This window comes from Stenotrophomonas sp. SORGH_AS_0321 (assembly GCF_031453215.1).
Classification (GTDB): Bacteria; Pseudomonadota; Gammaproteobacteria; order Xanthomonadales; family Xanthomonadaceae; genus Stenotrophomonas; species Stenotrophomonas chelatiphaga.
The window spans coordinates 3409468-3436189 of the sequence record NZ_JAVIZG010000001.1 but is presented as its reverse complement, the minus strand read 5'-3'; the positions used below and the strand labels follow the sequence as shown (position 1 = coordinate 3436189).

Here is a 26722-nt window from a genome sequence, read left to right as displayed (position 1 = left end):
GGCCCGGGCGCGTCGCCGTTGTCGGTGACCGCCCTCGGGCAGCTCCCGCAGGGCAAGGAATTCCGCCGCGACGGCGCGCAGCGTGGCGCTGACATCTGGGTGAGCGGAACGTTGGGTCATGCGGCCGGAGCGCTGCAGTTGTGGCAACGTGAGAAGCTGGATGTTACGTGCGTTGCGGCAGACCCTGCGCTTGAATACCTGCGCCAGCGCCTGCTGCGCCCGACGCCGCGGGTGGAGCTGGCCACAGCATTGCGTGGCATCGCTGCAGCGGCTGTGGAACTAATGGTCAATCGCCCTGATACAGGAAATGGCCGTCGCAAGCGGTGGGCGGATGATCCGTATGGGCGAATCACCAGAGGTGACGGCGGGCGTTGCAGCGGATTGATTGCATACAGTGGTTATCAACATTTCACCTGAAGCCGGCACCAGGCGTGTCCCGCTGTCAGCGATAGTCCGCCTTGAGAATCGCCTCGCCGATGATGGTGCCGCTGGACAGAGGGGCGTTGGTCCGCCGGTAACGCACACTGAGTGGAATCACTTGGCTACCCTTGGTACTGGTGCCGTGTACCCACTTCTGATTGAACTGCACTGGAGATCCGCTACGCAGCAACTGCAGACTGACGCCCTTTGCAGTGCTGCCTTTCGCCGGCGTCAGCTCGCTACCGGCCTTGGCCGCGTTGCCAGCGTCACTGAGAGTGAGTTCGACGTGGATCCCGCTGGTGGGGCACTCCATTCGAACGTCAACGTCCTGCTCCAGGGCGGTATCGCCTTCGTTGGCCAGCAGCGCGGCAGTCGCGTCCTGCAGGTTGGCCGCGCGCGGCGTCAAGGTACACGTGGGTGAATGCACACGCAGCGTAAGGCGGTGAGCGTGGCTTACTCTGTTGCCGGTGCTGGGTGTTGTCCTTCGGCTGGTGCCGCTGAACATCGGTGGCGTGCCAGCGCTCATGACGATGCCGCCCCGTGAGATGAGCGCGTACTGCAGGCTGAGAGTGGCCTGGCCTTGATCAGGTTCGAACTTTCCGCCGGCATAGAAGTAACCGTGCGTCGGCCCATCCAGTTTCAGGGGAAGGTGGGTTCGGGCTGCAAACGTTCCGCCCCTGAGCCGGAAAATGACCAACGGAGAACTCGCTTCCCATCCGTACGCGGGATAGGTCTTGCCTTCAATAGGCACGTCACGGACGTAGTCCAGACCGACCATGGACGGAATGAACTCCAGAGGTATCCGCTCGCCGGGGTTGCAGCTCGCGATCTTGCCGCCCACCGGTCCCGTCTTCCATTCGCTCAGCTGTACATCAGGCTGTGCCTCTTGAGGTATCTCGACAGTATGGGACGAGCTATCGGAACCTGAGGCGTCGCAAGCAAGCACGTGCGGACATGCGGGCGCGGCAGCGAGGGCAAGCAGAAGACGGGCAGATAAGGGCAGGGTAGAATCTGGCATCGCATTCAATGGCGTCTACGGCAATGAAGGCCGCCTCTGTAAAGAAAAGTAAGGTTCAATGCGCAGGAAGCACGGCCACTTCCGACTGGTGCTCGCGCGTCGCGCCGTAATCATCAATCCATTGAAACGTGACCCGCGTTGGTCGCTTGGTGGCGGGATTGATCGGCACCTGCAGAGTCCCCTTCGGCTCGATCACGCTCGCGGGCAGTTCGATCTCATCCGCCAACGTAACGCTTGCCAAGGTGATATGGAATGCGCTGGGGTTGACGATCTGCAGCCACTGTCGCTTGCCCTCTTGGCGCAGCGTCCATTCAAGCATCTCTGCCGCTTCGGCGGGACGACCGGCAATTTCGGTTGGCCGATAGAAGAGTTTCAGCCGGGAGCGGATCGCGAACTGCAACGTGCTCTGTTGCGCATCGTCCGGTGCTGGCGGAACGTCGAGGAGATTGAAGTACAGCAGCGATTCGCGATCGGTCGGCAGTTCTTCAGAGGGCCGCGGCGCGTAGGTCACGCGGAAGGTCTGGCCTGCGCCGACCTGCAGCACACGCTGATCTGCCGGACTGATCCGAAAAGGAACGTTGTCGATTTCCGAGGCCTCCGACCCATCGCCAGCATCAACCCAGATCTGGACCATCGCTGGTGCCTGGCCCTCATTCCGGACCCGGATGCTGGCGGTACGCTGCTTGCCCCCATCGACGATCACACGGGTTCCTTCTATCGTTACCCCCGCCATGGCCGGCGGACTAAGCACGCCAAAAGAAAGCAGCGCCGCGATGATGGATTGTCGAATCATGGGTAGGGTGTCCTGAGGAATTCAGCGATAGATGAGCGTCAACTCAAACTCGGCATAGGCCGTTCCGGCCGATGCCTCGACTCCGGTTGTTCTGAAGGCAGCGCTGCCACGCAGAATCCAGGGCTGCTTGGATGTCACGTTCACCGAGCGGGTCGAGTCCTGGCCCAGCGGAATCTCCGTATCGTGCTCGTCGAAGAGGGCTACACCGATCCCGCTGGCCGTCGAGGCGGCGGTCAGGGCGATACTTTTCATGTCGGCTGCGCGCGGGCCGTCGAAACGTACGCCCAGCCGCTGTGTACCGGACGCGCCTGCGCACTGGATGCTGACGGAAAACGGCGTGCGCATCGCGGGGAGGGCTTGATCTGCGGCGGTCAGCGGTACCGCGCCTAGTCCAATGACCATGGCCCCCACAGGTTGGATGACACACGTCGCTGCCAGCAGCTCACCACGGATTGCAAGAACGTGCGCGCTTGCGATGGGCGTTGTACAGAGAATGCAGAAAGCTGCGAGGGCCTGATGGATCGAACGCATGACGATGTGCGAATCGGGGGAGCGACATTTGCCGGAAAGTCGGCGCGCCGCGGAGATTGAATAGTGGTCGCGCCGCATTGTCAGGGGTATCAGGCAAGCTGCAGTAAGTCATTTCCAATTCAAATATGAATGCCTGAAAACAATGCAGTGTGCGTATTTCTGGTTCATCGGGGCAGCGTTCTGACATATCGAGCGACAAAGGTTCAGGACGAGCGAATTATTCATAGGAAAATCGCATGCTCAGCCACAACATTCCTTATGTCGTAAGCGATATCCGGCGGGCAACATGGGTCCTCGAAAGCTACCGGATACGCGCGCCGTGCGCCGCCGAGGGATGCTTGAGAGAGCCGATTCCCCATGATCACGTCGTCTGTTGTTGCCTCGCGATTCACACGCTTCCCCGCGACCTGCCTTTCAGGTGCGGCTGCGGTGGTCTCGCTCTTCGGAACATGTATCTCTGCGACCGCCGGTGAAAATGTCCGCTTCAGCCGGAGCTTTTTGCCGGGCGCCAATGCGCAGCTAGACCCGTATCTCATGGAGCCCACGCTGCAGCCCGGAAATCGAGTCGTGGACATCATCGTCAACGGAAAACGGCTCAAGCAGCGGGAGATTGAATTCTCCGTTCGCCCACCTTCACGCGACGTCGAGCCCTGTATTGATGCAGTACTGCTTCGCGATCTGCCGCTCGATCCGGCGTTGCTCGGCGGTACCGGAAACAACGAGGGATGCGTCGATCTCCCGCAGCGGGTGGCCGGCGCTACCGTGACTTACGTCGACAGTGATCTGCAGCTTCTGATCACCATTCCGCAGGCTGCCCAGCCGGTGCTGAAGGCGGATGTCGTGAGTCCGGAGGAGCGCGACAACGGCATAACGGCCGCGTTTGTCGACTACAGGGCGCGACATCGCATTACACACAACGTGCAGGCGTCCTCGCTCAGCCTGTGGAGCGGCATCAATCTCGGCAGTTGGCGCCTGCGCAGCCAGACGTGGCTCAGCCGCAATGAATCCCATACGCGCGCAGATTCCTTCAATACCGCGCTGGAACGTGATCTCCCCGCATCCGGCATGCGCATGCTGCTCGGCCAGGGATCAACCAGCGGCCGGTTCTTCGACAGCGTCCCGTTCACAGGTATGCGGATACACAGCGACGAGCGCATGCTGCCCGAGTCCATGCAGGGTTACGCGCCCACGGTCCGTGGAATCGCGCAGACGGCCGCGATCGTGCGCATTCGGCAGGGCGGCAGGATTATCCGCGAGCTGGCGGTTCCTCCCGGGCCCTTCGTTGTCGATGATCTGCCCGGCGGCAGTTTTTCGGGCGACCTCGATGTCACGGTAACGGGTGATGACGGCAGCGAGACGCGGTACAGGGTACCGGCTGGCGGCGCGCCGCTGGCGCTTCGGCACGGCGCCGAGCAACGCAGTTTCACGGTGGGACGACTGGCCATGGCAGGCAGGTCGTCCGATGACGCGCGGGGCTTCATTGAAGCGACCTATGCGCGTGGCGTTGCCAATCATCTGACGCTTCTGGGCGGGGGACACTACCGGCGCAATTATCAGGCCGTCCTGGCAGGGGGCGCGTTGAGCACACCGGTCGGCGCGCTCGGGTGGGATGTCGTTTCCCAGCGCCTGCTTCGATTGGGCGCTGCAATGACGGGGCAGCGCATGGGCTTGACCTACGCGTACACGATGCTTCGCTCGGGCAGCAGCCTGAGTATGTCGGCCTATAGCTATGGTCGTGCAGGACGATTGGAAAACATTGACTGTGATCGCTTGACCGAAGCGTGCCGCGTGTCCGGCGACGCCTCAGCGCGTACCCGGCGGCGCGTGCACTCGACGTTTTCCCAGCGAGTGGGTGCGGTTGCCGCCATACATCTCAGCGCAGGTTGGGAGTCGTTCTGGAACGAGCGGCCGAACAGCGTGGACCTTCAGTTGGGATTGCATGGCAGGCTGGGCACTGCCACGTGGTCGGCCACCGTATTGCGCCGCCGTGATGGAGGGGCCAAGGCGGGTACCGACTATGCACTTCAGGTTTCACTGCCGCTCCGCCGGTCGCTGCGCAGTACGCAAGCGATGGTCCAGATCGCGCCAGGAACATCCAGCCCGCTGACCATGGGAGTGTCCGGCGTGGTGTCCACCGCGCAGGCTATGAGCTATCACGTTTCACTGCATCCTGGCGATGCCCACCCGCTTCATCAAGCCAATGTTGCCTATCAAGGCAGTCGTGCTGGCATCGCTGCCAGCGCCTTCCGCGGGCCGTGGGGTGATTCCTATGATCTCATGATTGAAGGAGGCGCAATCGCTCACCGCGATGGTTTGACGTTTGGCCGCAGCATGGGCGGCATGGCTGGGGCGGCGGCACTGGTAGCGGCGCCGGGCGCGCAGGGGGTGGGGGTGCGCAATGTACAAGGACTCCGGTTGGGTCGTAGTGGATACGCCGTGGTTCCTTACCTGACGCCCTACCGATGGAACCGGATCGAACTGGACGCTGCTGGACTTCCGCTGGATGTTGAGTTGCTGCAGACCTCTCAACGCGTAGCGCCGACCAGCGGCAGCATCGCACGCGTCCACTTCGATGTGGTGCAGGAACGGGTGCTTTTCATCGACGCGATCGACCCAGCAGGCAACAGGCTGCCGTTTGCAGCGCCGGTGTACGACACGGCTGGGCGGCTGCGGGGAAGCGTTGCCCAGGGCGGTGTGATCCGTCTCGATTCCTCCGATGGCGACGGGAGTGTCTTCGTGCGGCCGCCCAACGCTGCACCGTGTCGGCTCGACTATACGCGCCCATCCACTGCAGATGCCTATGGGCTGTTTTGGAGCCGAAGCGTCTGTGTGCCCGTATCCCCATCCTCGGCGGTCGCGCCGTGATAGGGCAATAACGCGGGCGATTCCGCCCGTTAATCGCCGGACATGTGTCCGGCACGTTATTCATCTCAAAGGAAAGACTGTGAAAAGACGACTCAATCTCCCTCTCCGCCTTGCAATCTCGGCTGGCCTCGTCGCCTGTGCGGGCCCAGCGCTCGCCGATACCGCAACGCTGACGATCAACGGAAAAGTGTTACCGGGTACCTGTGTACTGGACATTCCTGCAGTGAAATTGCCAGACCTGAACGCCGCGGACGTAAAGGAGGGCGATCTTAAAATGACAGACGCTGCTGTCAATTTCAAAAACTGCGTTGCCATCAAGAAAATCAACCTTGAATTTACCGGTGCAGCCGCCGATGCAGATGCCGAGCACTGGAAGAATACGGCCGCTGGGGATGGCGCAGCGCGGGGCCTGGCAGTCGTGCTGAAGGATGGCGCAAAGTTTGATGTAACTCTGAAGAGCGGTGACAAACGTTCGCTCGCCGCGAGTTCCACCAACAGTTACCCGTTCAAAGTGGGCTATCACCACGCCAAGGATGCCGAGTTCTCCTCGGGCAGCGTAATTGCTTCCATCACGGTCAAGGCCACCTACGAATAACGTGTCGCTGTGCTTGACTTGTTGTCGCCGTCGGTCACGGCGGCGGCAGCACCTTGCCAGGATTGAGGATGCCGTCCGGATCCAGCGAGCCTTTGATGGCGCGCATTGCCGCCAGGGTCTCCGGGGTGAAGGCCTGGGCCATGAAATCACGCTTGGCCAGGCCGATCCCATGCTCGCCGGACAGCGTGCCTTCAAGCGCCAGCGTCAGCGCGAAGATGCGCGGCAGGGCGGCCTGCGCCCGCGCGTTTTCTTCCGCGTCGTCCGGGTGGTACAGGATGTTCACGTGCAGGTTGCCGTTGCCGGCATGGCCGAAGGTCACGATGGTCAGGTCGAACTCGGCGCCCAGTGCCTGGACCCCGCCCACCAGCTCCGGAATGCGCGACACCGGCACCACTACGTCTTCATTGATCTTGCCCGGCGCGATGCTGCGCAGCGCCGGCGACAGCGCCTTGCGTGCCGCCCAGAGCTTCTCGCGCGCTGCGCCTTCCATTGCCACGTCCAGCGCGATCATGCGTTCGCCTTCGGCGGCGTTGGCCAATGCCTGCAGCAGGTAGGGCAGGGTGTCATGGTCGCCATCGGCTTCGATCAGCAGCATGGCCCCGGCGTCGGGTACATCGGCGCCATTGCGCCGCAGCAGCTGCAGGCTGCGCGCGTCCATGAACTCCAGTCGCGTCGGCACCACCGGCTGTCCCATTACCCGCGATACCGCCTGCGCGGCGGCATCGGCATCGCGGTACAGCACCCGCAGGCCGGCCTGGGCGACTGCCACCGGGGTCAGCTTCAGGGTGGCCTCCACGATGATCGCCAGCGTGCCTTCACTGCCCACCAGCAGATGGGTCAGGTCGTATCCGGTGGCGTCCTTGGTGTAGGCGCCGCCGCAGCGGATCAGGTCACCGGTACCGGTCACCGCCACCAGGCCGAGCACGTTGTCGCGGCTGGTGCCGTACTTCACCGCGCGCGGCCCACCGGCATTGCAGGCCAGGTTGCCGCCGATGCTGCAGATGTCGGCGCTGGAGGGGTCCGGCGGCCAGAACAGCCCGTGCGGCGCAAGCACCTGCTGCAGGTCGCCGTTGAGCACCCCCGGCTCTACCACTGCACAGCGATCGCCGGCACGTACCTCGAGGATCCGCGCCATGCGTGCCAGCGACAGCACGACGCTGCCCTGCAGCGGGACGGCGGCGCCGGTAGTGCCGGTGCCTGCGCCGCGTGCGACCACGGCCACCCGATGCCTGCGGCAGGCGCTGACGATCGCCTGCACCTGCTCGCGGGTGGACGGCAGCGCGACCGCCAACGGCAACTGGCGGCGCCAGGAATTGTCCTGCGCGTTTGCATCCCGCGCAGCGGCGTCGGTTCGCCAGCCATCCACACCGAGCAGCAGGGACAGTTCGGCAACCAGCGCGGCGGGCAGTTCGGTGTTCATCGAGATTCCAGCAGAAGCAAAGGGAGAATGCGCTCAGCCGTCCAGCCGGAACGCGTCACGCAGCCACTGCAGGCGCGGCGGGTCGCCGCTGGCCTGCACCACGTCGAAGCGGCACGGCTGGTTGCACAGCGCCGGGTGCGCCTGCAGGTACAGCTGCGCGGCCAGCACCAGCCGCTGCTGCTTGCGGGTGTCCACCGAGGCGGCGGCGCCGCCGAAATCCGCGCGGGCGCGGTAGCGGACTTCGACGAACACCACGGTCCCGCCGTCGTCCATTACCCGGTCCAGCTCACCGCCGCGGAAGTTCACGTTGCGGTCCAGCACCGTCAGACCGGCCTCGCACAGCAGGCGCTCGGCGGCCGCTTCGACCGCCGCGCCACGCCGGGCCCTGTCAGTTGGCACTGGCGATCGGCATCGGCCGCCCGCCGCTGAAGGTCGACCACGCCGGCACGCGCAGGATGTTGCCACCGCCGTCCAGGTACAAGGTGCCGGTGGCGCCGGACAGTCCGCCCTGGGCGGCCAGCGATTCCATGTACGCGCTGATCTTCCACGCATCGAAACCGAAGGCGAACAGGCGACCGGCCGCACCGCGTGCGCTCGGCAGCATCTGGCCGGCGGTGCCGGCGCTGGGCAGGCCGGCCACGCCACGCACGTTCCAGGCTTCGTTGGGATAGATGATGCCGTCCAGCGCCACGTCTTCTTCGGGCTTGCCGCTGCCCACGGTCAGCTGCGAAGTGCCTACGCGGGTGCCGCCGCCGACGCCGGCAAGGGCAAGCTGCGGGGCCAGTTGGCGGGCCTGCGGCGCGCGTACCGCCAGCAGTACGCCGTCGGCCTGGCCGGCAGCGCGCAGGCGCGCGCTGATGTCGCCCACGGTGTCCGCCACGCCGATCGTGGCCAGCACCTGGCCACCGCGCTGGGTGAAACGTTCGGCGAACGCGGCGGCGGTGCGGCGGCCGGTGTCGTCACCGCTGTGCAGCACGATCACCTTGGCGCGCTCCCGGCCGCGCAGGTACTCGGCGGCCATCACGCCGTCGTCTTCCGGCGCCAGCGAGAAGCCGGCGCTGCCGGCCGGCGGTGCATCCTTGCCGCGGTTCAGCGCCAGCACCGGCACCGGCAACTGGGCGCGGCCGTAGACGGCATCCACTTCGTCGCGCCCCAGCGGGCCGACGATGAAGTCCGCACCGCTGCTCACGGCCCGGTCGTAAGCCGACAGCGCGCCGGCCGCGGTACCGGCGGTATCGATGAAATCAATTTCCGGCTTGCGCCGGGTTTCGCCGTAGTAGCCGGTCAGCAGGCCATCGCGCACTGGCTGCGCGGCGGTGGCCAGGCGGCCGGTCAGCGGCAGCAGCACCGCAAGCTTCACCGGCGGCCGGTAGCCATCGCTCATCGCCGGCGGGCGCTTGCTGGTATCGAACTGCGCGGTGGCTGCATCGCGATCGAACGGACGCGGCAGCGGCAGGCCGCGTGCGATCAACGCACGGCCGGCGAAGTTGTACAGCGGATCGTTGGCCGGCAGCGCGGCGGCGCGCGACTGCAGGGTCGCGTCATCCAGCGTGCCGAGCAGGCCGATGATCGCCGACTGGTTGTCGGTGCGCGGCTTGCCTGCAAGACCCACATTGGCGCGGGCGCGTTCCTGGGCGGCACCGAAGGCGTCCCCGGTGGCCTGCAGGGCACCGGCGCGGGCCAGCTGCCAGCGCGGTGCCAGTGCCGGCAACAGCTCGGTGGCCGGTTCGGACAGGGCGGCCAGCGCCTGCGCGGGTTGCTTGTCGGCCAATGCCAGTTCGGCGGTGGTCAGCAGGTAGCGCTGGCGGCTCGCGGCGGACAACTGGCGCGGCTGCAGCTGGGACAGCAGGCTGCGCGCGCGCGTTGCATCGCCGGCTTCATGCCAGGCGAACGCGGCATCGGCCAGCGCATTGCTGCGTGCGGCGCCGCGCAGGGTGCCTGCCAGGCTTTCCAGCTGCATCGCCGCATCGCGCGGCCGGCCCTGTTCGATCAGCAGCAGGGCCTGCCCTTGGGCCGGTGACTCCGGTGCGCTGGTGAGGCTGGTCGTGGCGCAGCCAGCCAGCAGCAGCAGCGACAAGGACAGGGCGGAGATCCGGACGACAGGCTTGTTCATGATCAGGTCCATGCAGTAAGGGCAGCGGCCGTGGCCGGGTACACGCTAGGATTCTACCCTTGACCTTGGAGTGCCGCTGAAATGACCGTTGCCACGCTGTATGTCGTCGCCACCCCGATCGGCAACCTTGCCGACCTGAGCCCGCGCGGGCAGGAGGTGCTGCGCACGGTGGCGGCAATCTGTGCCGAAGACACCCGGCGTACCGGCCAGTTGCTGTCGCATTTCGGCATCTCCCAGCCGCTGGTGGCCCTGCACGACCACAATGAAGAGCTGCTGGCGCAGCGCATCGTGGCCCGCCTGCAGGCCGGCGAGTCGCTGGCGCTGGTCAGCGATGCCGGCACCCCGCTGGTCAGCGATCCGGGCTTCCGGCTGGTGCGCGCGGCGCGCCAGGCCGGGATCCGGGTCAGCCCGATTCCCGGTGCGTGCGCGGCGATCGCCGCACTCAGCGTGGCCGGCCTGCCCAGTGATCGCTTCGCGTTCGAAGGCTTCCTGCCGGCCAAGCCCAGTGGCCGTCGTGATCGGCTGCAGGGCCTGGCCGGGGAACTGCGCACGATGGTGTTCTATGAATCCTCGCACCGCATCACCGAGTCGCTGGCCGACATGGCCGCGGTGTTCGGCGGAGAGCGCCCTGCGGTGCTGGCGCGTGAGCTGACCAAGCTGTTCGAAACCGTGCTCGATGGGGACCTGCACAGCCTGCAGCAGCAGGTCGACGCCGATGAGAACCAGCGCAAGGGCGAGTTCGTGGTGATGGTGCAGGGCGCGGCCGATGACGAACAGGCGCAGCTGGCCGAAGGCCGTCGGGTCTACGCCACGCTCAGCGAGCACCTGCCGCCGTCCACCGCGGCCAAGCTGGCAGCCGAACTGACCGGTGCCCCGCGCAAGGCGCTGTACGGCAGCTGATCATCGCCGCCCCCGGAAACGGGCGGATATGGGAGAATGCACGCGGCGGAGTCGGCCAGACAGTCGCGTCATCCTTCGGGATGCCGAGGAAAGTCCGGGCTCCACAGGGCAAGGTGCCAGGTAACGCCTGGGCGGCGCAAGCCGACGGAAAGTGCAACAGAGAGATACCGCCGAACGGCCTTCGGGCGCGTGGTAAGGGTGAAATGGTGCGGTAAGAGCGCACCGCGAGTCTGGCAACAGACCGGTACGGCAAACCCCACCTGGAGCAAGACCAAATAGGGACCTCATGGCGCGGCCCGCGTCGGGTCCGGGTAGGTTGCTTGAGCGTTGCGGTGACGTAACGCCTAGAGGAATGACTGTCCACGACAGAACCCGGCTTATCGGCCGGCTCCGCCACCTTTCATCGCATTGGCGATGAAGCGCCCCTGGTTTGCTGCGCAGACCAGGGGGCCCGGCGGCAGCGTGCCCCCAATCCCCGCGCCTGTCGGCGCGTCCCCTTTTACCAAACGGGGCTCTGGACCCAGATGCGTTATTGGAAACTGAGCTGATCCTGGCCCAAGGCAACGCCCTGCGGCCCGAACCGTCGTTCGTGGATCGCACCCCGGCCGTCATGGTCGATGAGGATCAGGGTGCTGGCGCGGGTGCCGTAATCGTCGCCGCGGATGAAGGCCGGGCTGAGCCAGCGTTCCCGTTCCTGTCCGATCCCGGTGTCCGGAAGGTCGGCATCGGCCGGCCGGTGTTCATCGGCCAATGCCGTCCACAAGGGCTCCAGCGACGACGTGCCGGTATGGATCCACGTGCCCAGCGCGTCCATCAGCCGTTGCGTCTTCGGCCACGGTGCGTCGAGCGCGCCGTTGGACAGGCCGTGGATACCGGGTGCCAGCTGTTGCTGTTCGGCCGGGTGGTTGCCGAGGAAGTGCAGGGCCTGCGCGTCTGCCAGCAGCAGGTTGAACGGGGCGTACGTCGCGGCCACGCGCGAGAGCCGGTCGGCGTGCACGCCAGCCGCTGCGCTGCCGCGCAGGTACTCGGCGACCAGCGCGCCGCGTGACGGCCCGGCCTGCGAGGCCAGCGGATCGCGGACATTGGTCACCACCGCCATCCGCGCGCCCGCACCGACGCCTGTCCATCCACCGCCTGAACGCAGGTCGCGCCCGCCCATCACCTGCGGCGCGTCGGCCCAGCGTGACAGCGGCGCGGTCGGCCGGGCGTGGAACTCATCGCGGTTGCCGGCCATCACCAGGCGCCAGCGCGGGTGGTGAAGCCAGGCCAAAGCAAGCAGGCACATGCGTTCCATTGTCCTGTTTTGCGCAGTTGCCCGCTACGCAATCCGCACGATCAATGAATGCGAGGCGGAGGTTTCACGCCCTCTGCACACCCCTGAACTTCGCCGAAATCTCAAAATTTGAGACGAAACAGCCACTTGTGGATAAGCCTTGAACAAGTCTCTAAAGATCGCTGCAAGCTATTGATGAGACAGGCGATTTCCTGTTCCAAAAGTTGTTGACAACCCTTTGACCGCTGATAAGGTGGGCAACAGAGGGAAAACCGGGTCTTTTGTGGTTTTTCGTGGTTCAATGTTTCATCACGCTGAAGGAAAGGTGCACGCGTCGTGTTTCAGGGCGAGACGGCCATCACAGTTGACGATAAAGGGCGCATGGCGGTTCCAACCGTTCATCGCGACCTGGTCGCGCGCGTGAGCAACAACCGCCTGGTCCTGACCTACAACCCCTTTGAATCCGGCTGCCTGTGGCTGTACGCCGAATCGGAGTGGGAGCGTGTCCGTGACGACGTCATGGCCAAGCCGAACACGCAGCGGGTGGTGCGCCTGCTGCAGCAGAAACTGGTCGGTTCGGCCGCACATCTGGAGCTGGACGGCAATGGCCGCATCAGCATCCCCGCCAGCCACCGCGGCGCGGTGGGCATCGAAAAAAAGGCGGTATTGCTGGGCATGGGTGACAAATTTGAACTGTGGAGCGAGCAGGCACACCGCGCATTGATCCAGCAGACGTTGTCTGACGAGGATCTGGGCGATGGGCTTCTCGACCTGAAATTGTGAGCCGGGGTGCCCGGGTGCGCGGAGCAGCGCAGACCGGTCACCTCCCGGTGTCGCAGTCGCCGGCGGGTCATCTGCCGGTGCTGTACACCCAGGTCCTTGACGGCCTGAGGGTGATCGAAAACGGAACCTACCTGGACGGCACGTTCGGCCGCGGCGGTCATGCGCGTGGCGTGCTGGAGCAGCTCGGCGCGGGTGGCCGGCTGCTGGTCATGGACAAGGACCCGGACGCCATCGCGGTGGCCGAGCGCGACTTCGCGCCGGACCCGCGCGTGTCGATTTTCCGTGGCAGCTTCGCCCAGTTGCTGCAGTGGGACGCAACCGCCGCCGGCCTGGACGGGGTGCTGTTCGACCTCGGGGTGTCTTCGCCGCAGCTGGACGTTGCCGAGCGCGGTTTCAGCTTCGGCAAGGACGGTCCGCTGGACATGCGGATGGACCCGGACAGCGGTGAAAGCGCGGCGCAGTGGCTGGCGCGCGCCGACGACACCGAAATCGCCGACGTGCTGTGGACCTATGGCGAAGAGCGCCAGAGCCGCCGCATCGCGCGCGCCCTGGTCGCCCGCCGGCAGAAGCAGGCTTTCACCCGCACCGCCGAACTGGCCGATGCCATCGCTTCGGTGATGCCGCGTGGCAAGGACAAGATTCATCCCGCGACCCGCAGCTTCCAGGCGATCCGCATCCACATCAACCGCGAACTGGCCGACCTCGAGGCCGGGCTGGATGCGGCGCTGGAACGGCTCAAGCCCGGTGGCCGGCTGGCCGTGATCAGCTTCCATTCGCTGGAAGACCGCATCGTCAAGCAGTACATGAACCGGTTGGCCAAAGCGCCTCCGAGCAACCGTCGCCTGCCCGAACAGCAGGTGTTCGTGCCTACGCTGGACCTGATCGGCGGTGCCATCAAGGCCAACGACGACGAACTGTCCGGCAACCCGCGCGCCCGCAGTGCGGTGCTGCGCGTGGCGCAGAAGCGTGAGGTCGCCGGATGAGCCGGTTGATCCTGATCGTGCTGCTGGCCTGCACGGTCGCTTCGGCGATCGGGGTGGTGTTCGTGCGCCATCGCCATCGCCAGACCTTCATCGAGCTGGCCCGCGCCGAGCGCGTGCGCGATGAGCTGAACATCGAATTCGGCCGGTTGCAGCTGGAACAGGCGACCCTGGCCGAGGCCAACCGGGTCGACCAGGTGGCGCGTGAAAAACTCGGCATGAAGTTCCCGGAAGCCGCCGACGTGGTGGTGGTCCGTCCATGAACAAGACCGGCCGCAACCGTCCCCGCAACGCCTTCAACCTGCGCCAGCGCCTGCGCTGGGTGGCGTTGGCGCTTGGCCTGTGTTCGGTGTCGCTGGTCGGTCGTGCCGCGTACGTGCAGTTGATCAACAGCGACTTCTACCAGCGCCAGGGCGAGGCGCGCTACCTGCGCGAGCTGCCGATCAAGACCTCGCGCGGGATGATCACCGACCGCAACGGCGAGCCGGTGGCGGTCTCCACCCCGGTCGCTTCGATCTGGGTCAACCCGCAGGAACTGCTGCGCACGCCGGATCGCATTCCGGAGCTGGCGACCGCGCTGGGCCTTTCGGTGGACGACCTGAGCAGCCGCCTGAGCCAGAAGGCGGACAAGGAGTTCATGTACCTGCGTCGACGCATCAACCCGGACGATGCGGAAAAAGTGGTCGCGCTGAAGATTCCCGGCGTTGCCGCGCAGCGCGAGTTCCGCCGCTTCTATCCGCAGGGCGAAGCGATGGCGCACGTGCTCGGCTTCACCAACATCGACGACCGCGGCCAGGAAGGACTGGAGCTGGCCTTCGACGAATGGCTGCGCGGCGAAGCCGGTGCCAAGCGGGTGATCCGCAACCGCAAGGGCGAAACGGTGGAAAGCGATCTGCTGCGCGCCGCCACGCCGGGCAAGGACCTGACCCTGAGCATCGATCGCCGGATTCAGTTCCTGGCCTACCGCGAACTGCGCAATGCGCTGGTTGCCAACAAGGCGGCGGGCGGTTCGATCGTGATCATGGACGTGGCCACCGGTGAAGTGCTGGCGATGGTCAACCTGCCCACCTACAACCCGAACTCGCTCGATGGCGCGGTGCCGGACACGCGCCGCAACCGCGCGGTGACCGATCTGGTCGAGCCGGGCTCGACGATGAAGCCGCTGACGATTGCGTCCGCGCTGCAGGCCGGCGTGGTCACCAAGGACACCATCATCGACACCAACCCCGGCTACATGTCGCTGGGGCGGTACACCATCCGCGACGTGCCGCGTAACAACGGCGTGCTCAACGTCACCGGCGTGATCACCCGCAGTTCGAACGTCGGCGCGGCCAAGGTCGTGGCCAAGATGACCGACCAGGTGTTCTACGATTCGGTGCACAACTTCGGCTACGGCAGCCGTCCCGGCAGCGGCTTCCCCGGTGAATCCGGTGGCGTGCTGCCGCGCCCGGCGCGCTGGAGTGGTTCGTCCAAGACCACCATGTCCTATGGCTACGGCCTGTCGGTGACCCCGCTGCAGATCGCCACGGCGTATTCGGCGCTGGGCAACGGCGGCAAGCTGATCCCGCCGACCTTCGTCAAGGGCCAGCACAACGAAGCGCGCCAGGTGGTCGATCCGGAAGTCGCCAAGGAAGTGGTGGCGATGATGGAAACCGTGGTCACCCAGGGCGGTGCCAAGCAGGCGGCGGTGCTGGGTTACCACGTGGCCGGCAAGACCGGTACCGCACGCAAGGCCGGCCCCGGTGGTTACGAACGCGGCCATTACAACGCGCTGTTCGCCGGCGTGGTGCCGGCCAGCAACCCGCGCTTCGCCACGGTGATCGTCATCAATGATCCGCAGGCGGGCAAGTATTACGGCGGCCTGGTGTCGGCGCCGGTGTTCCACAACGTCATGGACGGCGCGCTGCGCCTGATGGACGTGCCGCCGGATGACATCCAGTCCTGGTTGACCGCGCAGCAGTCGGGCAAGACCGGGCATTCGGCCTCGGTGCTGCCGACGCCGCCGGCGGACGTGGTGTTGCCGGCCGATGCCGCTGCTGAATTCGACGCCGCGCTGCCGACCGCCGCGCAGGCCCCCGCGCCTGCCCCCGCACCGACGGGAGGCACGCAATGAGCCGTAGCATGCTGCTTTCGACCCTGCTTCCCGATGTCGCCCTGGGCGGCCGCGAGGTGACCATCACCGGGCTGGTGATGGACAGCCGCGCGGTGCGTGCCGGCGATGCGTTCGTGGCCATCGCCGGCTTCGGCGCGCATGGCCTCGGTTTCGTCGACCAGGCGCGTGGCGCCGGTGCGTCGGCGATCCTGTTCGAACCCCCTGCGCCGCAGGAGCTGCCCGCACCGGCCGATGCCATCGCTGTGCCCGGGCTGCGCGCGCGCATGGGCGCGATGGCCGACCAGTTCCACGGCGCACCATCGCGCGCGATGCGCATGGTCGGGGTGACCGGCACCAACGGCAAGACCTCCACCGTGCAGCTGCTGGCCCAGGCCTGGCACCTGCTGGGCACCCGCAGCGGCAGCATCGGCACGCTGGGCGCCGGGCTGTTCGGCGCTGTGCAGCCGACCGGCTTCACCACCCCGCTGGTGCTGCAGATGCATGCGCTGCTGGCCGAGCTGCGTGACGCCGGCGCGCAGGCGGTGGCGATGGAAGTCAGCTCGCACGCGCTGGACCAGGGCCGCGTCGATGCCGTGCACTACGACGTGGCGGTGTTCACCAACCTCACCCGCGACCACCTGGATTACCACGGCGACATGGACACCTATGGCGCGGCGAAGGAGCGGTTGTTCCACCGCCCGGGCCTGCGTGCATCGGTGGTCAACCTCGACGATGCCTTCGGCCGCGTGCTGCATGCGCGCCTGCCGGCCGGCCAGCAGGCGATCGGCGTGAGTTCGCGCGATGCCGCCGGCGCTGCCGTACGCGCGCGCGACATCGTGCTGGACGGGCAGGGCCTGGCGTTCACCCTGCAGATCGCGAACGACACCGCAGAGGTGAGATCGCCGCTGCTTGGTCGCTTCAACGTGGACAACCTGCTGGCCGTGGCAGGCACCCTGCATGCGCTGGGCCATCCGCTGGCCACCATCGCGGCGGTGCTTGGCCAGCTGCAGCCGATCCATGGGCGGATGAACCGCCTCGGCGGCGCGGTGGGCGAGCCCACCGTGGTCATCGATTACGCGCATACCCCGGATGCCCTGGAACAGGCGTTGTCCAGCCTGCGCGGCCATGTCGCCGGCCAGTTGGCCTGCGTGTTCGGCTGCGGCGGCGAGCGTGATGCCGGCAAGCGCCCGCAGATGGCGGCGATCGCCGAACGCCTCGCCGACCGGGTGACGGTGACCGACGACAACCCGCGCGGTGAAGACGGTGACCGCATCGTGGCCGACATCCTGGCCGGTTTCAGTGATCTTTCGGCGGTGCACGTGCAGCGCGACCGCGCGCGTGCCATCGCTGCGGCTGTTGCCGCGGCAGGCGAAGGCGATATCGTGCTGATCGCCGGCAAGGGCCATGAGCCCTACCAGGAGATCAACGGCGTCCGCCACGCCTTCGATGACACCGACGTGGCTGCGGCAGCGTTGGCGTCACGTGCACACGTGGAGGGCGTGGCATGAGGCGCACCCTGCTTTCGCTGATCGCGCATTGGGCCGGTGGCGAAATCCATGGCGACGACGTCGCCATCGATGCCATCAGCAATGACACCCGGCAGATGAGCTCCGGCAGCCTGTACGTGGCGTTGCGCGGCGAGCGCTTCGACGGGCATGATTTCGGCACCGATGCGCAGGCGCGCGGCGCGAGTGCGCTGCTGGTCGAGCGCCTGCTGCCGCTGAACCTGCCGCAGGTGCTGGTCGCCGACAGCGAGCTGGCGCTGGCCCGCATCGCCGCCGGCATGCAGCGCGATCGCAGCGCCGGCGTGTTCGCCATCACCGGCAGCAACGGCAAGACCAGCGTGAAGACCCTGCTGCTGGATATCCTGCGCCAGCATGCGCAGGCCGCGCACAAGGTGGTGTATGCCAATCCGGGCAACTTCAACAACGAGATCGGCCTGCCGCTGGCGGTGATCGCCGCGCCGGAAGATGCGGATTTCGCTGTCTATGAAATGGGCGCCGGCAAGCCCGGCGACATCGCCTACCTGACCGACATCGTGCGTCCGCGCTGGTCGCTGGTGAACAACATCGCCGCCGCGCACCTGGAGCGGATGGGCAGCCTGCAGGGCGTGGCCAGCACCAAGGGTGCGATCTACGCCGCGCTGCCGGCCGATGGCGTAGCGGTGATCAACGCCGACGACGCCTTCGCACCGTGGTTCGAACAGCATTTCATCGGTACCCCGCCGCGTTGCGGCGTGCTGCGTTTCAGCCTGGACCACAGCGCGGACGTGAGCGCATCGGCGATCCGCTTCGACGCCGCTGGCAGCCACTTCGTGCTGCACACGCCGGCCGGCGAGGCGTCGGTATCGCTGCCGTTGCCGGGCCGCCACAACATCGGCAATGCGCTGGCAGCCACCGCGCTGGCGCTGGCGGCGGGTATCCCGCTGCAGCAGATCGTGGCCGCGCTGGCGGTCACCGAACCGGTGCCGGGCCGCCAGATTGCCCATCGCCTGCCCAATGGCGCGGTGCTGGTGGATGACAGCTACAACGCCAATCCCGGCTCGCTGGCGGCGGCCATCGATGCCCTCGCCGGCAGCGGCCAGGATGGCTGGCTGGTGCTGGGCGACATGCGCGAACTCGGCCCGGACGCGGTGGCACTGCATGCGCAGGCCGGCCAACGCGCGCGCCAGGGCGGCATCAAGCGCCTGTATACGCTGGGTCCGCTCAGCGCTGCCGCGTCGGCTGCATTCGGCGACGGTGGACGACATTTCGAAACCCATGACGCGCTGGCGCGCGCGCTGCAGGACGACCTGCAGGCCGGCGTGCGCTGCCTGGTCAAGGGATCCCGTGGCAGCGCCATGGACAAGATCGTGAAAGCGCTGCTCGCGCAAGGAGAGGAAGCCCCCCATGTTGTATGAACTGGCTCGATGGTTGCAGCAGCTGGAGAGCTCGTTCGGGCTGTTCAACTACCAGACGTTCCGCGCCATCCTGGCGGCGCTGACGGCGCTGTTCCTGTCGCTGTGGATGGGCCCCGCGGTGATCCGCCGGCTGGCCCAGTTCAAGGGCGGCCAGCCGATCCGCACCGATGGCCCGCAGACCCACTTCGCCAAGGCCGGCACGCCGACCATGGGCGGCTCGCTGATCCTGCTCACCGTCACCCTGGCCGTGCTGGCCTGGGCCGACCTGAGCAACCGCTACGTGTGGCTGGTACTGGCGGTGATGATCTGCTTCGGTGCCATCGGCTGGTACGACGATTGGATCAAGATCGTGCGCCGCGACCCGAACGGCCTGAAGTCGCGCTACAAAATACCTGCTGCAGTCGATCTTCGGCCTGGCCGCGGGCCTGTTCCTGTACTTCACCGCCGACGTGCCGTCCGCGCTCACCTTCTACATCCCGATGTTCAAGTCGGTGGCGCTGCCGCTGGCCGGCATCAGCTTCGTGGCCATCGCCTATTTCTGGATCGTCGGCTTTTCCAACGCGGTCAACCTGACCGACGGCCTGGATGGCCTGGCGATCATGCCGACCGTGCTGGTGGCGTGCGCGCTGGGCGTGTTCGCCTACGCATCGGGCAACGTGGTGTTCTCCAACTACCTGCAGATCCCGCAGATCCCGGGGGCGGGCGAGCTGGTGATCATCTGCGCGGCGATCGCCGGCGCCGGTCTGGGCTTCCTGTGGTTCAACACCTATCCGGCCATGGTGTTCATGGGTGACATCGGCGCGCTGGCGTTGGGTGCGGTGTTGGGCACCATCGCGGTGATCGTGCGCCAGGAGCTGGTGCTGGTGATCATGGGCGGCGTGTTCGTGGTCGAGACGCTGTCGGTGATGATCCAGGTCGCCTCGTTCAAGCTTACCGGCAAGCGGGTGTTCCGCATGGCCCCCATCCACCACCACTTCGAACTGAAGGGCTGGCCGGAGCCGCGCGTGATCGTGCGCTTCTGGATCATCTCGGTGGTGCTGGTGCTGGTCGGCCTGGCCACGTTGAAGGTGCGCTGATGAATGACCTGTCGCGCCAGGCAACACGCCTTGAAGCCATCGGAGGCCACTTCGACAAGTGGCTGCTCGGCGCGATCATCGCGCTGACCGGGCTGGGCGTGGTGATGGTCGCGTCCAGTTCGATCGCGCTGATGAGCAGCCCGTTCTACTACCTCAACCGCCACTTGATTTTCCTGGCGGTGGGCATCGTGCTGGCCGGGCTGGCCATGCGCACCGAACTGAAAACCATCGAGCAGTACAACCAGTTGCTGCTGCTGGGCTGCTTCGCGCTGCTGATCGTGGTGTTCATCCCCGGCCTCGGCAGCAGCGTCAACGGCGCCCGGCGCTGGATCAACCTCGGCGTCTCCAAGTTCCAGACCGTCGAAGCGGTCAAGGTGCTGTACATCGTGTGGCTGTCCAGCTACCTGGTGCGCTTCCGCGATGAAGTCAACGCCACCTGGCCGGCGATGCTCAAGCCGCTCGGCGTGGCCGGTGCGCTGGTGGTGCTGATGCTGCTGCAGCCCGACTTCGGCTCGTCCACCCTGCTGCTGGCGATCACCGCTGGCATGTTGGTGCTGGGCGGGGTCAACATGCCGCGCATGTCCATGCCGATCATCTTCGGCATGATCGGCATGACCGCGCTGGCGATCTTCGAACCCTACCGCATGCGCCGCATCACCTCGTTCCTGGATCCGTGGGCCGACCAGCAGGGCGACGGCTACCAGCTGTCCAACGCGCTGATGGCCGTGGGCCGCGGCGAGTGGACCGGCGTCGGCCTGGGCAATTCGGTGCAGAAGCTGTACTACCTGCCTGAAGCCCATACCGATTTCATCTTCTCGGTGACCGCCGAAGAGCTGGGCTTCATCGGCACCTGCCTGATCGTGGCGCTGTATGCGCTGCTGGTGGGGCGCACGATGTGGCTGGGCATGCGCTGCGTGGAAATGAAGCGGCACTTCTCCGGCTACATCGCCTTCGGCATCGGGCTGTGGATCAGCATGCAGAGCTTCGTGTCGATCGGCGTCAACCTGGGCATCCTGCCGACCAAGGGCCTGACCCTGCCGTTGATCTCGTCGGGCGGTTCCAGCGTGCTGATGACCTGCGTGGCGATGGGCCTGCTGCTGCGCGTGTCCTATGAACTGGACCGCGCCGAGCGCCGCCACGCGGTGCGCATGGGCGGTGGCGACGATGCCAGCGAGGACGTGGTGCGCGCACCGGCCGGCGCCGCGCCCGCCGCCGTTCCGGGGCGCGTGGCCAACGTCGCCAGCCGCCAGCAGACGAGCGCGGACGCACCGGCGCAGGACACCGCTCCGCGTGGCACCAGCCGCCTGCAGACGCGCATCGAACCGACCTTCGGGAGGCTGTCATGAGCGCGCGCGCTTCTGCCGATCGCCCGGTGATGATCCTGGCCGGTGGCACCGGCGGCCACATCTTCCCGGGACTGGCCGTGGCCCGCGTGCTGCGCGAACGCGGCATCCCGGTGACCTGGCTGGGCGCCGCGGGCCAGATGGAAACGCGCCTGGTGCCGCAGCATGACGTGCCGATCGACACCCTGGACATCGCTGGCCTGCGCGGCAAGGGCAAGCTGGCCCTGCTGGGCGCGCCGTGGCGACTGCTGCGCGCGATCCGCCAGGCTGGCTTCATCCTGCGTGACCGCCATCCGCGCGCGGTGATTGCATTCGGCGGTTATGCCTCCGGACCCGGCGGCCTGGCCGCGCGCCTGCATGGCCTGCCACTGCTGGTACACGAACAGAACCGTGCCCCCGGCATGACCAACCGCTTCCTGTCGCGCTTCGCGCAGCGCGTGCTGACCGGTTTTCCCGGCAGCTTCGCCGCCCGCGAAGAAGCCGTTGGCAACCCGGTGCGTGCCGAGATCGCTGCCATCGCGCCGCCCGAACAGCGCTTCGCCGGCCGCAGCGGTCCGCTGCGCGTGCTGGTGGTGGGCGGCAGCCAGGGCGCGCGCGCACTCAACACCGGCGTGCCGCAGGCGATCGCCGCGCTGGGTGCAGCGTATCCGGTGACGGTGCGCCACCAGAGCGGCGAAAAGATGCACGGCGAAGCCATGGATGCGTACGCCAAGGCCGCTGTCGAGGCAGAAATCACCCCCTTCATCGCCGACATGGCCGACGCCTTCGCTTGGGCGGATGTGGTGGTCTGCCGTTCCGGTGCTTCCACCCTGGCCGAGCTGTGCGCGGTCGGCGTGGGCAGCGTGCTGGTGCCGTTCCCGGCCGCCGTCGACGACCACCAGACCCGCAATGCCGAGTATCTGGTCGAGCGCGATGCCGCCGTGCTGTTGAAGCAGGGCGACGCGCTGGTGACCGGCATCACGTCACTGTTGCGTGAACTATCCGAAAATCCCGCCCGCCGCATGCAGATGGCGAAAGCCGCACGTGCGCTGGCCAAGGTCGATGCCGCAGAGCGCATCGCCGATATCATCCTCGAGGAAGCTGTATGAACAACGTGCCGCGCCACCGCGCCGACACCACGCGGAGCTGCGCATGATCCGCCGCCTGCACGACACCAACGACCTGGTGCGCGCGTTCCCGCGCGTGCATTTCGTCGGCATCGGTGGCACCGGCATGAGCGGCATCGCCGAAGTGATGCTGACGCTGGGCTATGAAGTGTCCGGTTCGGACAACGCCGACAACACCGCGACCCGTCGCCTGGCCGGCCTCGGCGCGCGCATCATGCGCGGCCACTCCGCTGCCAACGTGCTCGGCACCGACTGCGTGGTGGTGTCCAGCGCGATCCGCGAAGACAACCCGGAGCTGATGGAAGCGCGCAGCCAGCGCATCCCGATCATGCCGCGCGCGGCCATGCTGGCCGAACTGATGCGCTTCCGCCGCGGCATCGCGGTGGCGGGCACGCACGGCAAGACCACCACCACCAGCCTCACCGCGGCGGTGCTGAGCGAAGGTGGACTGGATCCGACCTTCGTCATCGGTGGCCAGCTGCTGGCGGCTGGAGCCAACGCCAAGCTGGGCAGTGGCCAGTGGCTGGTCGCCGAGGCCGACGAAAGCGATGGCAGCTTCCTGCGCCTGAATCCGCTGATGTCGATCATCACCAACATCGATGCCGACCACCTGGAAAACTACGGCAACGACTTTGCCCGGGTGCAGGCAGCGTTCGCCGAATTCCTGCAGCGGCTGCCGTTCTACGGCCTGGCCGTGCTGTGCATCGATGACCCGGAAGTGGCCGCGCTGGCGGCGAAGACGCCGCGCCACGTGATGAGCTACGGCCTCAGCGACCACGCCGACGTGCGCGCCGAGAACGTGGTGCAGGAAGAGGCGCGGATGCGCTTCACCCTGCGCCTGCCGCAGGGCACCAGCCAGGAAGTGCTGCTGGCCCTGCCGGGCAGGCACAACGTGCTCAACGCGCTGGCCGCCGCCGCGGTCGGCTGGCAGCTGGGCGTGGCCCCGGATGCCATCGCGCGCGCGCTGGAAAGCTTCGCCGGCGTCGGTCGCCGCTTCAACGACCTGGGTGAAGTCACCACCGCCAGCGGCGCCAGGGTCCAGGTCATCGATGATTACGGACACCATCCCAGCGAGCTGGAGGCGGTGTTCGCCGCCGCCCGCGGTGGCTGGGCCGACAAGCGCCTGGTGGTGGCCTTCCAGCCGCACCGCTACAGCCGTACCCGCGACCAGTTCGACAAGTTCGCCGCGGTGCTGTCCAGCGTCGATGCGCTGGTGCTGAGCGAGGTCTACCCGGCCGGCGAAGAACCGATCGCCGGTGCCGACTCCGAAGCGCTGGCGCGCGCCATCCGCGCGCGCGGCCGTGGTGAACCGGTGGTGGTCGGCAAGGCCGCCGAGCTGGCACACGTGCTGCCCGATGTACTGCAGGACGGTGACCTGCTGCTGATGATGGGCGCAGGTGACATCGGCGCGGTGGCACAGCAGATCGCCACCGAAGGCTTCAGCGTGGAGGGCCAGGCATGAGCGGCTTTACTTTCCCGGCGCCGCGCAGCAGCGATCCGGCCGACTTCGGTCGGGTCGGCGTGCTGCTCGGCGGCACCTCCAGCGAACGTGAAGTGTCGCTGGATTCCGGCCGCAACGTGCTCGAGGCGCTGCAGGCGCGCGGGGTGAACGCGTTCGCCATCGATGGCATCCCGGCGCTGTCCAGGGCGCTGGTCGCCGGCGAGGTCGATCGTGTGTTCAACATCCTGCACGGCCACAACGGCGGGGGCGAGGACGGTATCGTGCAGGGCTTGCTGGAAGCCTTCGGCGTGCCGTACACCGGCTCTGACGTGCTGGGTTCGGCGTTGAGCATGGACAAGATCCGCACCAAGCAGGTGTGGCTGTCGGTCGGACTGCCCACCCCGCAGTACCGCAAGGTGACCGCAGCAGACGTGCATGCGCAGGCCGCCGAGCTGGGCCTGCCGGTGGTGGTCAAGCCGGCCAACGAAGGCTCCAGCGTCGGCATCAGCCGGGTCTTCGACGACGCCGGCCTGGACGAAGCGGTGGCGCTGGCCACCCGCTACGACGGCCAGCTGCTGATGGAACAGATGGTGGTCGGCGACGAGCTCACCGTCGGCATCCTCGGCGATGTCGCGCTGCCGTCGATCCGCATCGTGCCGAAAGGCCAGTGGTACGACTACGACGCCAAGTACAAGGCCGACGACACCCAGTACCTGTGCCCGGGCCTGGATGGCGCCGACGAAGAGGCCATCCGGCACCTCGCGCTGGCCGCCTTCCGCGCCGCCGGCTGCCGCGGCTGGGGCCGGGTGGACGTGATGCGTGACCGCAGCACCGGCCGCCTGTTCCTGCTGGAAGTGAATACCGCCCCGGGCATGACCAGCCATTCGCTGGTGCCCAAGGCGGCCGGGCAGGCCGGTATTGGGTTTCGAAGAGCTGGTCTGGCGCGTGCTGGAACAGACCCTGGCCGACCCGTCGCAGGAGAATCGCCACGCATGAACGCGGTGCTGCGCATCTTCGTCTGGCTGATCGCCCTGTCCGTGGTGGCACTGCCCGTGGTGGCCGTGCTCAACGGCTGGGTGGGCGCCGAACGCTGGCCGCTGGCCAAGCTGCGCGTGCACGGTGAGTTCAAGCGGGTGCCGGCCGAACAGCTGCAGAAGGTACTGCTGCCGTATGCGCACGCCGGCTTCTTCGCGGTGCGCCTGCAGGACGCCCAGGACAGCATCGAGCGCCTGCCGTGGGTGGAAAGCGCCCGCGTGCGCAAGCAGTGGCCGGACGTGCTGGAAGTGACGCTGGTCGAACACAAGCCGTTCGCGCGCTGGGGCAACGATCGCCTGCTGTCCGAGCAGGGCAAGCTGTTCCCCACGCCGAAGAAGCTGGCCGACCTGCAGCTGCCGCAGCTGGATGGCCCGGACAGCCAGACCGAAGAAGTGGTGACGCTGTACAACGAGGCGCGTTCGATGTTCGCCCCGTCCGGGCTGGACGTGACCCGGCTGAGCATGGACGCGCGTGGCAGCTGGTCGCTGCTGCTGAGCAACGGCACCGAAGTGGTGGTGGGGCGCGACGATGCGCGTTCGCGCCTGCAGCGCTATGTACGTGTGTTGCCGCAGTTGGCCAGCCAGGCCGCGCCGATCGAGCGCGCCGACCTCCGATACACCAATGGCTTCACCCTCAGCTGGGGTGAACCGCCGGCCGCAGCGCCGAAGAAAACGCAGGACAGGACATGAATCGCAAGGGTGACAAATCGTTGATCGTCGGCCTCGACATCGGCACCTCCAAGGTGGTGGCGCTGGTGGGTGAGTACTCGCCGGGCAACCCGATCGAGGTGATCGGCATCGGATCGCACGAATCGCGTGGCCTCAAGCGCGGCGTGGTGGTGGACATCGAATCGACGGTGCAGTCGATCCAGCGGGCGGTGGAAGAAGCCGAGCTGATGGCCGGCTGCGAGATCCGTTCGGTGTACGCCTCGATCTCCGGCAACCACGTGCAGTGCAAGAACTCGCCCGGCATCGTGCCGATCCGCGACGGCGAAGTGACCTGGGGCGACCTGGATCGCGTGCTCGATGCGGCCAAGGCAGTGGCGATTCCGGCCGACCAGAAGATCCTGCATGCGATCCCGCGCGAGTACGTGCTGGATGATTCGCAGGAAGGCATCCGCAACCCCGTCGGCATGACCGGCGTGCGCCTGGAGGTGCATGCGCACCTGGTGGTGTGCGCGCAGTCGGCCGCGGCCAACATCAGCAAGTGCGTGCAGCGCTGCGGCCTGCAGGTGGACGACCTGGTGTTGTCCTCGCTGGCGTCCAGCGTGGCGGTGCTGACCGCCGACGAGCGCGAGCTGGGCGTGGTGCTGGTCGACATGGGCGCCGGCACCACCGACATCGCAGTGTTCGTGCAGGGCGCGATCTGCCACACCGCCTCGCTGCCGATTGCCGGCGACCACGTCACCAATGACATCGCCCACATGCTGCGCACGCCGACCCCGGAAGCGGAGCAGATCAAGGTGCGTTACGCCTGTGCGCTGGCCCAGCTGGCCACCGCCGAGGAAAGCATCCAGGTGCCGAGCGTCGGTGACCGCCCGCCGCGCCGCATGCCGCGCCATGCACTCGCCCAGGCCGTGCAGGGGCGTTACGAAGAAATCTTTGAAATGGTGCAGGCCGAACTGCGCCGTTCCGGCTTCGAAGAACTGGTGCGCGCCGGCATGGTGCTCACCGGCGGTGCTTCGAAGATGGAAGGCGTGGTCGAACTGGCCGAGGAAATGCTGCAGATGCCGGTACGCGTGGGCATTCCGCAGCACGTCACCGGGCTGGGCGAAGTGGTCGGCAACCCCGTCCACGCGACCGGCGTCGGCCTGCTGCTGATGGGCAGCCAGATCGAGCATCCGCGCCGGCCGTCACTGCCGGCCGGGCGCGCGGGAAGCATGTTCAAGAAACTGAAAACGTGGTTCCGCGGCGAGTTCTGACCGCGGCAATGCCGGCCCCGGCCGGCTGCTTTGAGACGCAACACCGCAACACCGCAACACATCGCAACAACACACCACTACAGCCGCAACGGCGGCATGCAGCGGAAGGCAGGATGCC

22 protein-coding genes, 1 other RNA gene and 2 pseudogenes are annotated in these 26722 nt (G+C 66.8%); 18 read left to right on the top strand and 7 right to left on the bottom strand.

What is annotated here, in order from left to right; all coding sequences use genetic code 11:
• Positions 1 to 18: 18 nt before the first annotated feature.
• A complete protein-coding gene (locus QE373_RS15520; protein WP_309688159.1) occupies positions 19 to 417 on the top strand; it encodes a hypothetical protein in 399 nt (132 codons plus the stop codon).
• A 25-nt stretch (positions 418 to 442) separates the two neighbouring features.
• Here QE373_RS15520 and QE373_RS15515 read toward each other — a convergent pair whose 3' ends face one another.
• The 3 genes from QE373_RS15515 to QE373_RS15505 all read right to left on the bottom strand — a co-directional run bounded on the left by QE373_RS15515 (position 443) and on the right by QE373_RS15505 (position 2762).
• The gene (locus tag QE373_RS15515) at positions 443 to 1261 is read right to left on the bottom strand and encodes a fimbrial protein (protein ID WP_309688155.1); all 819 of its coding nucleotides are present in this window, start codon (positions 1259 to 1261) and stop codon (positions 443 to 445) included.
• Between the two features lie 232 nt (positions 1262 to 1493).
• Positions 1494 to 2231 carry a molecular chaperone gene (locus tag QE373_RS15510; RefSeq protein ID WP_309688153.1) on the bottom strand — a complete coding sequence of 246 codons (738 nt, stop codon included), beginning with the start codon at positions 2229 to 2231 and terminating at the stop codon, positions 1494 to 1496.
• A 21-nt stretch (positions 2232 to 2252) separates the two neighbouring features.
• Entirely contained in the window at positions 2253 to 2762 is a 510-nt protein-coding gene (locus QE373_RS15505; RefSeq protein ID WP_309688151.1) for a fimbrial protein, read from the bottom strand.
• Positions 2763 to 3119: 357 nt separating this feature from the next.
• Between QE373_RS15505 and QE373_RS15500 the strand changes: the two genes are divergently transcribed.
• Together QE373_RS15500 and QE373_RS15495 are read left to right on the top strand one after the other, a co-directional pair.
• On the top strand, positions 3120 to 5627 hold the full coding sequence (locus tag QE373_RS15500; RefSeq protein WP_309688149.1) for a fimbria/pilus outer membrane usher protein: 2508 nt from the start codon (positions 3120 to 3122) through the stop codon (positions 5625 to 5627).
• A gap of 79 nt (positions 5628 to 5706) precedes the next feature.
• A complete protein-coding gene (locus tag QE373_RS15495; protein ID WP_309688147.1) occupies positions 5707 to 6222 on the top strand; it encodes a fimbrial protein in 516 nt (171 codons plus the stop codon).
• A gap of 34 nt (positions 6223 to 6256) precedes the next feature.
• Here the strand turns inward: QE373_RS15495 and QE373_RS15490 are convergent, their stop codons facing one another.
• Genes QE373_RS15490 through QE373_RS15480 form a run of 3 tightly spaced genes read right to left on the bottom strand, consistent with a single transcriptional unit; the run spans position 6257 to position 9755 of the window.
• Positions 6257 to 7642, bottom strand: coding sequence for an FAD-linked oxidase C-terminal domain-containing protein (locus QE373_RS15490; RefSeq protein ID WP_309688144.1), 1386 nt, complete (start codon positions 7640 to 7642; stop codon positions 6257 to 6259).
• 33 nt (positions 7643 to 7675) lie between these two features.
• Positions 7676 to 8041 (bottom strand): YraN family protein, encoded by a 366-nt coding sequence (locus QE373_RS15485; RefSeq protein ID WP_057507801.1) that lies wholly within the window; start codon positions 8039 to 8041, stop codon positions 7676 to 7678.
• Positions 8031 to 9755, bottom strand: a complete 1725-nt coding sequence (locus tag QE373_RS15480) for a penicillin-binding protein activator (protein WP_309688139.1) — start codon at positions 9753 to 9755, stop codon at positions 8031 to 8033. Before QE373_RS15480 ends, QE373_RS15485 begins: the two co-directional genes overlap by 11 nt.
• An 81-nt stretch (positions 9756 to 9836) precedes the next feature.
• Here QE373_RS15480 and rsmI point away from each other — a divergent pair, with 81 nt between their 5' ends.
• Positions 9837 to 10655 (top strand): 16S rRNA (cytidine(1402)-2'-O)-methyltransferase, encoded by an 819-nt coding sequence (rsmI, locus tag QE373_RS15475; RefSeq protein ID WP_309688136.1) that lies wholly within the window; start codon positions 9837 to 9839, stop codon positions 10653 to 10655.
• Between the two features lie 47 nt (positions 10656 to 10702).
• Positions 10703 to 11051, top strand: an RNA gene (gene rnpB / locus QE373_RS15470) — RNase P RNA component class A.
• 133 nt (positions 11052 to 11184) lie between these two features.
• Here rnpB and QE373_RS15465 read toward each other — a convergent pair.
• Complete coding sequence (locus tag QE373_RS15465; RefSeq protein WP_309688134.1) at positions 11185 to 11940, bottom strand: NRDE family protein; 756 nt, start codon at positions 11938 to 11940, stop codon at positions 11185 to 11187.
• 324 nt (positions 11941 to 12264) lie between these two features.
• Between QE373_RS15465 and mraZ the strand changes: the two genes are divergently transcribed.
• The 13 genes and pseudogenes from mraZ (at position 12265) to ftsA (ending at position 26604) form a co-directional block, all read left to right on the top strand.
• Positions 12265 to 12711 (top strand): division/cell wall cluster transcriptional repressor MraZ, encoded by a 447-nt coding sequence (mraZ, locus tag QE373_RS15460; protein ID WP_042613641.1) that lies wholly within the window; start codon positions 12265 to 12267, stop codon positions 12709 to 12711.
• Between the two features lie 14 nt (positions 12712 to 12725).
• The gene (gene rsmH / locus QE373_RS15455; RefSeq protein ID WP_309689858.1) at positions 12726 to 13694 is read left to right on the top strand and encodes a 16S rRNA (cytosine(1402)-N(4))-methyltransferase RsmH; all 969 of its coding nucleotides are present in this window, start codon (positions 12726 to 12728) and stop codon (positions 13692 to 13694) included.
• Positions 13691 to 13954 carry a cell division protein FtsL gene (gene ftsL, locus QE373_RS15450; protein WP_042613642.1) on the top strand — a complete coding sequence of 88 codons (264 nt, stop codon included), beginning with the start codon at positions 13691 to 13693 and terminating at the stop codon, positions 13952 to 13954. Before rsmH ends, ftsL begins: the two co-directional genes overlap by 4 nt.
• A complete protein-coding gene (locus tag QE373_RS15445; protein WP_309688131.1) occupies positions 13951 to 15804 on the top strand; it encodes a penicillin-binding transpeptidase domain-containing protein in 1854 nt (617 codons plus the stop codon). The genes ftsL and QE373_RS15445 overlap by 4 nt, the downstream gene beginning before the upstream one ends.
• Positions 15801 to 17291, top strand: a complete 1491-nt coding sequence (locus QE373_RS15440) for a UDP-N-acetylmuramoyl-L-alanyl-D-glutamate--2,6-diaminopimelate ligase (RefSeq protein ID WP_309688128.1) — start codon at positions 15801 to 15803, stop codon at positions 17289 to 17291. Before QE373_RS15445 ends, QE373_RS15440 begins: the two co-directional genes overlap by 4 nt.
• A complete protein-coding gene (gene murF / locus QE373_RS15435) occupies positions 17288 to 18682 on the top strand; it encodes a UDP-N-acetylmuramoyl-tripeptide--D-alanyl-D-alanine ligase (protein WP_309688124.1) in 1395 nt (464 codons plus the stop codon). Before QE373_RS15440 ends, murF begins: the two co-directional genes overlap by 4 nt.
• Positions 18672 to 19758, top strand: a pseudogene (mraY, locus tag QE373_RS15430) (phospho-N-acetylmuramoyl-pentapeptide-transferase). The gene murF and the pseudogene mraY overlap by 11 nt, the downstream one beginning before the upstream one ends.
• Positions 19758 to 21104 carry a putative lipid II flippase FtsW gene (gene ftsW / locus QE373_RS15425; RefSeq protein ID WP_057507809.1) on the top strand — a complete coding sequence of 449 codons (1347 nt, stop codon included), beginning with the start codon at positions 19758 to 19760 and terminating at the stop codon, positions 21102 to 21104. Before mraY ends, ftsW begins: the two are co-directional and overlap by 1 nt.
• Positions 21101 to 22189, top strand: a complete 1089-nt coding sequence (gene murG, locus QE373_RS15420; protein ID WP_309688120.1) for an undecaprenyldiphospho-muramoylpentapeptide beta-N-acetylglucosaminyltransferase — start codon at positions 21101 to 21103, stop codon at positions 22187 to 22189. Before ftsW ends, murG begins: the two co-directional genes overlap by 4 nt.
• Positions 22190 to 22232: 43 nt before the next feature.
• Complete coding sequence (gene murC / locus QE373_RS15415) at positions 22233 to 23669, top strand: UDP-N-acetylmuramate--L-alanine ligase (protein WP_309688117.1); 1437 nt, start codon at positions 22233 to 22235, stop codon at positions 23667 to 23669.
• Positions 23666 to 24644, top strand: a pseudogene (locus tag QE373_RS15410) (D-alanine--D-alanine ligase). The gene murC and the pseudogene QE373_RS15410 overlap by 4 nt, the downstream one beginning before the upstream one ends.
• Positions 24641 to 25372, top strand: coding sequence for a cell division protein FtsQ/DivIB (locus QE373_RS15405; RefSeq protein WP_057507813.1), 732 nt, complete (start codon positions 24641 to 24643; stop codon positions 25370 to 25372). Before QE373_RS15410 ends, QE373_RS15405 begins: the two are co-directional and overlap by 4 nt.
• A complete protein-coding gene (gene ftsA, locus QE373_RS15400; protein ID WP_042613652.1) occupies positions 25369 to 26604 on the top strand; it encodes a cell division protein FtsA in 1236 nt (411 codons plus the stop codon). Before QE373_RS15405 ends, ftsA begins: the two co-directional genes overlap by 4 nt.
• Positions 26605 to 26722: the final 118 nt, after the last annotated feature.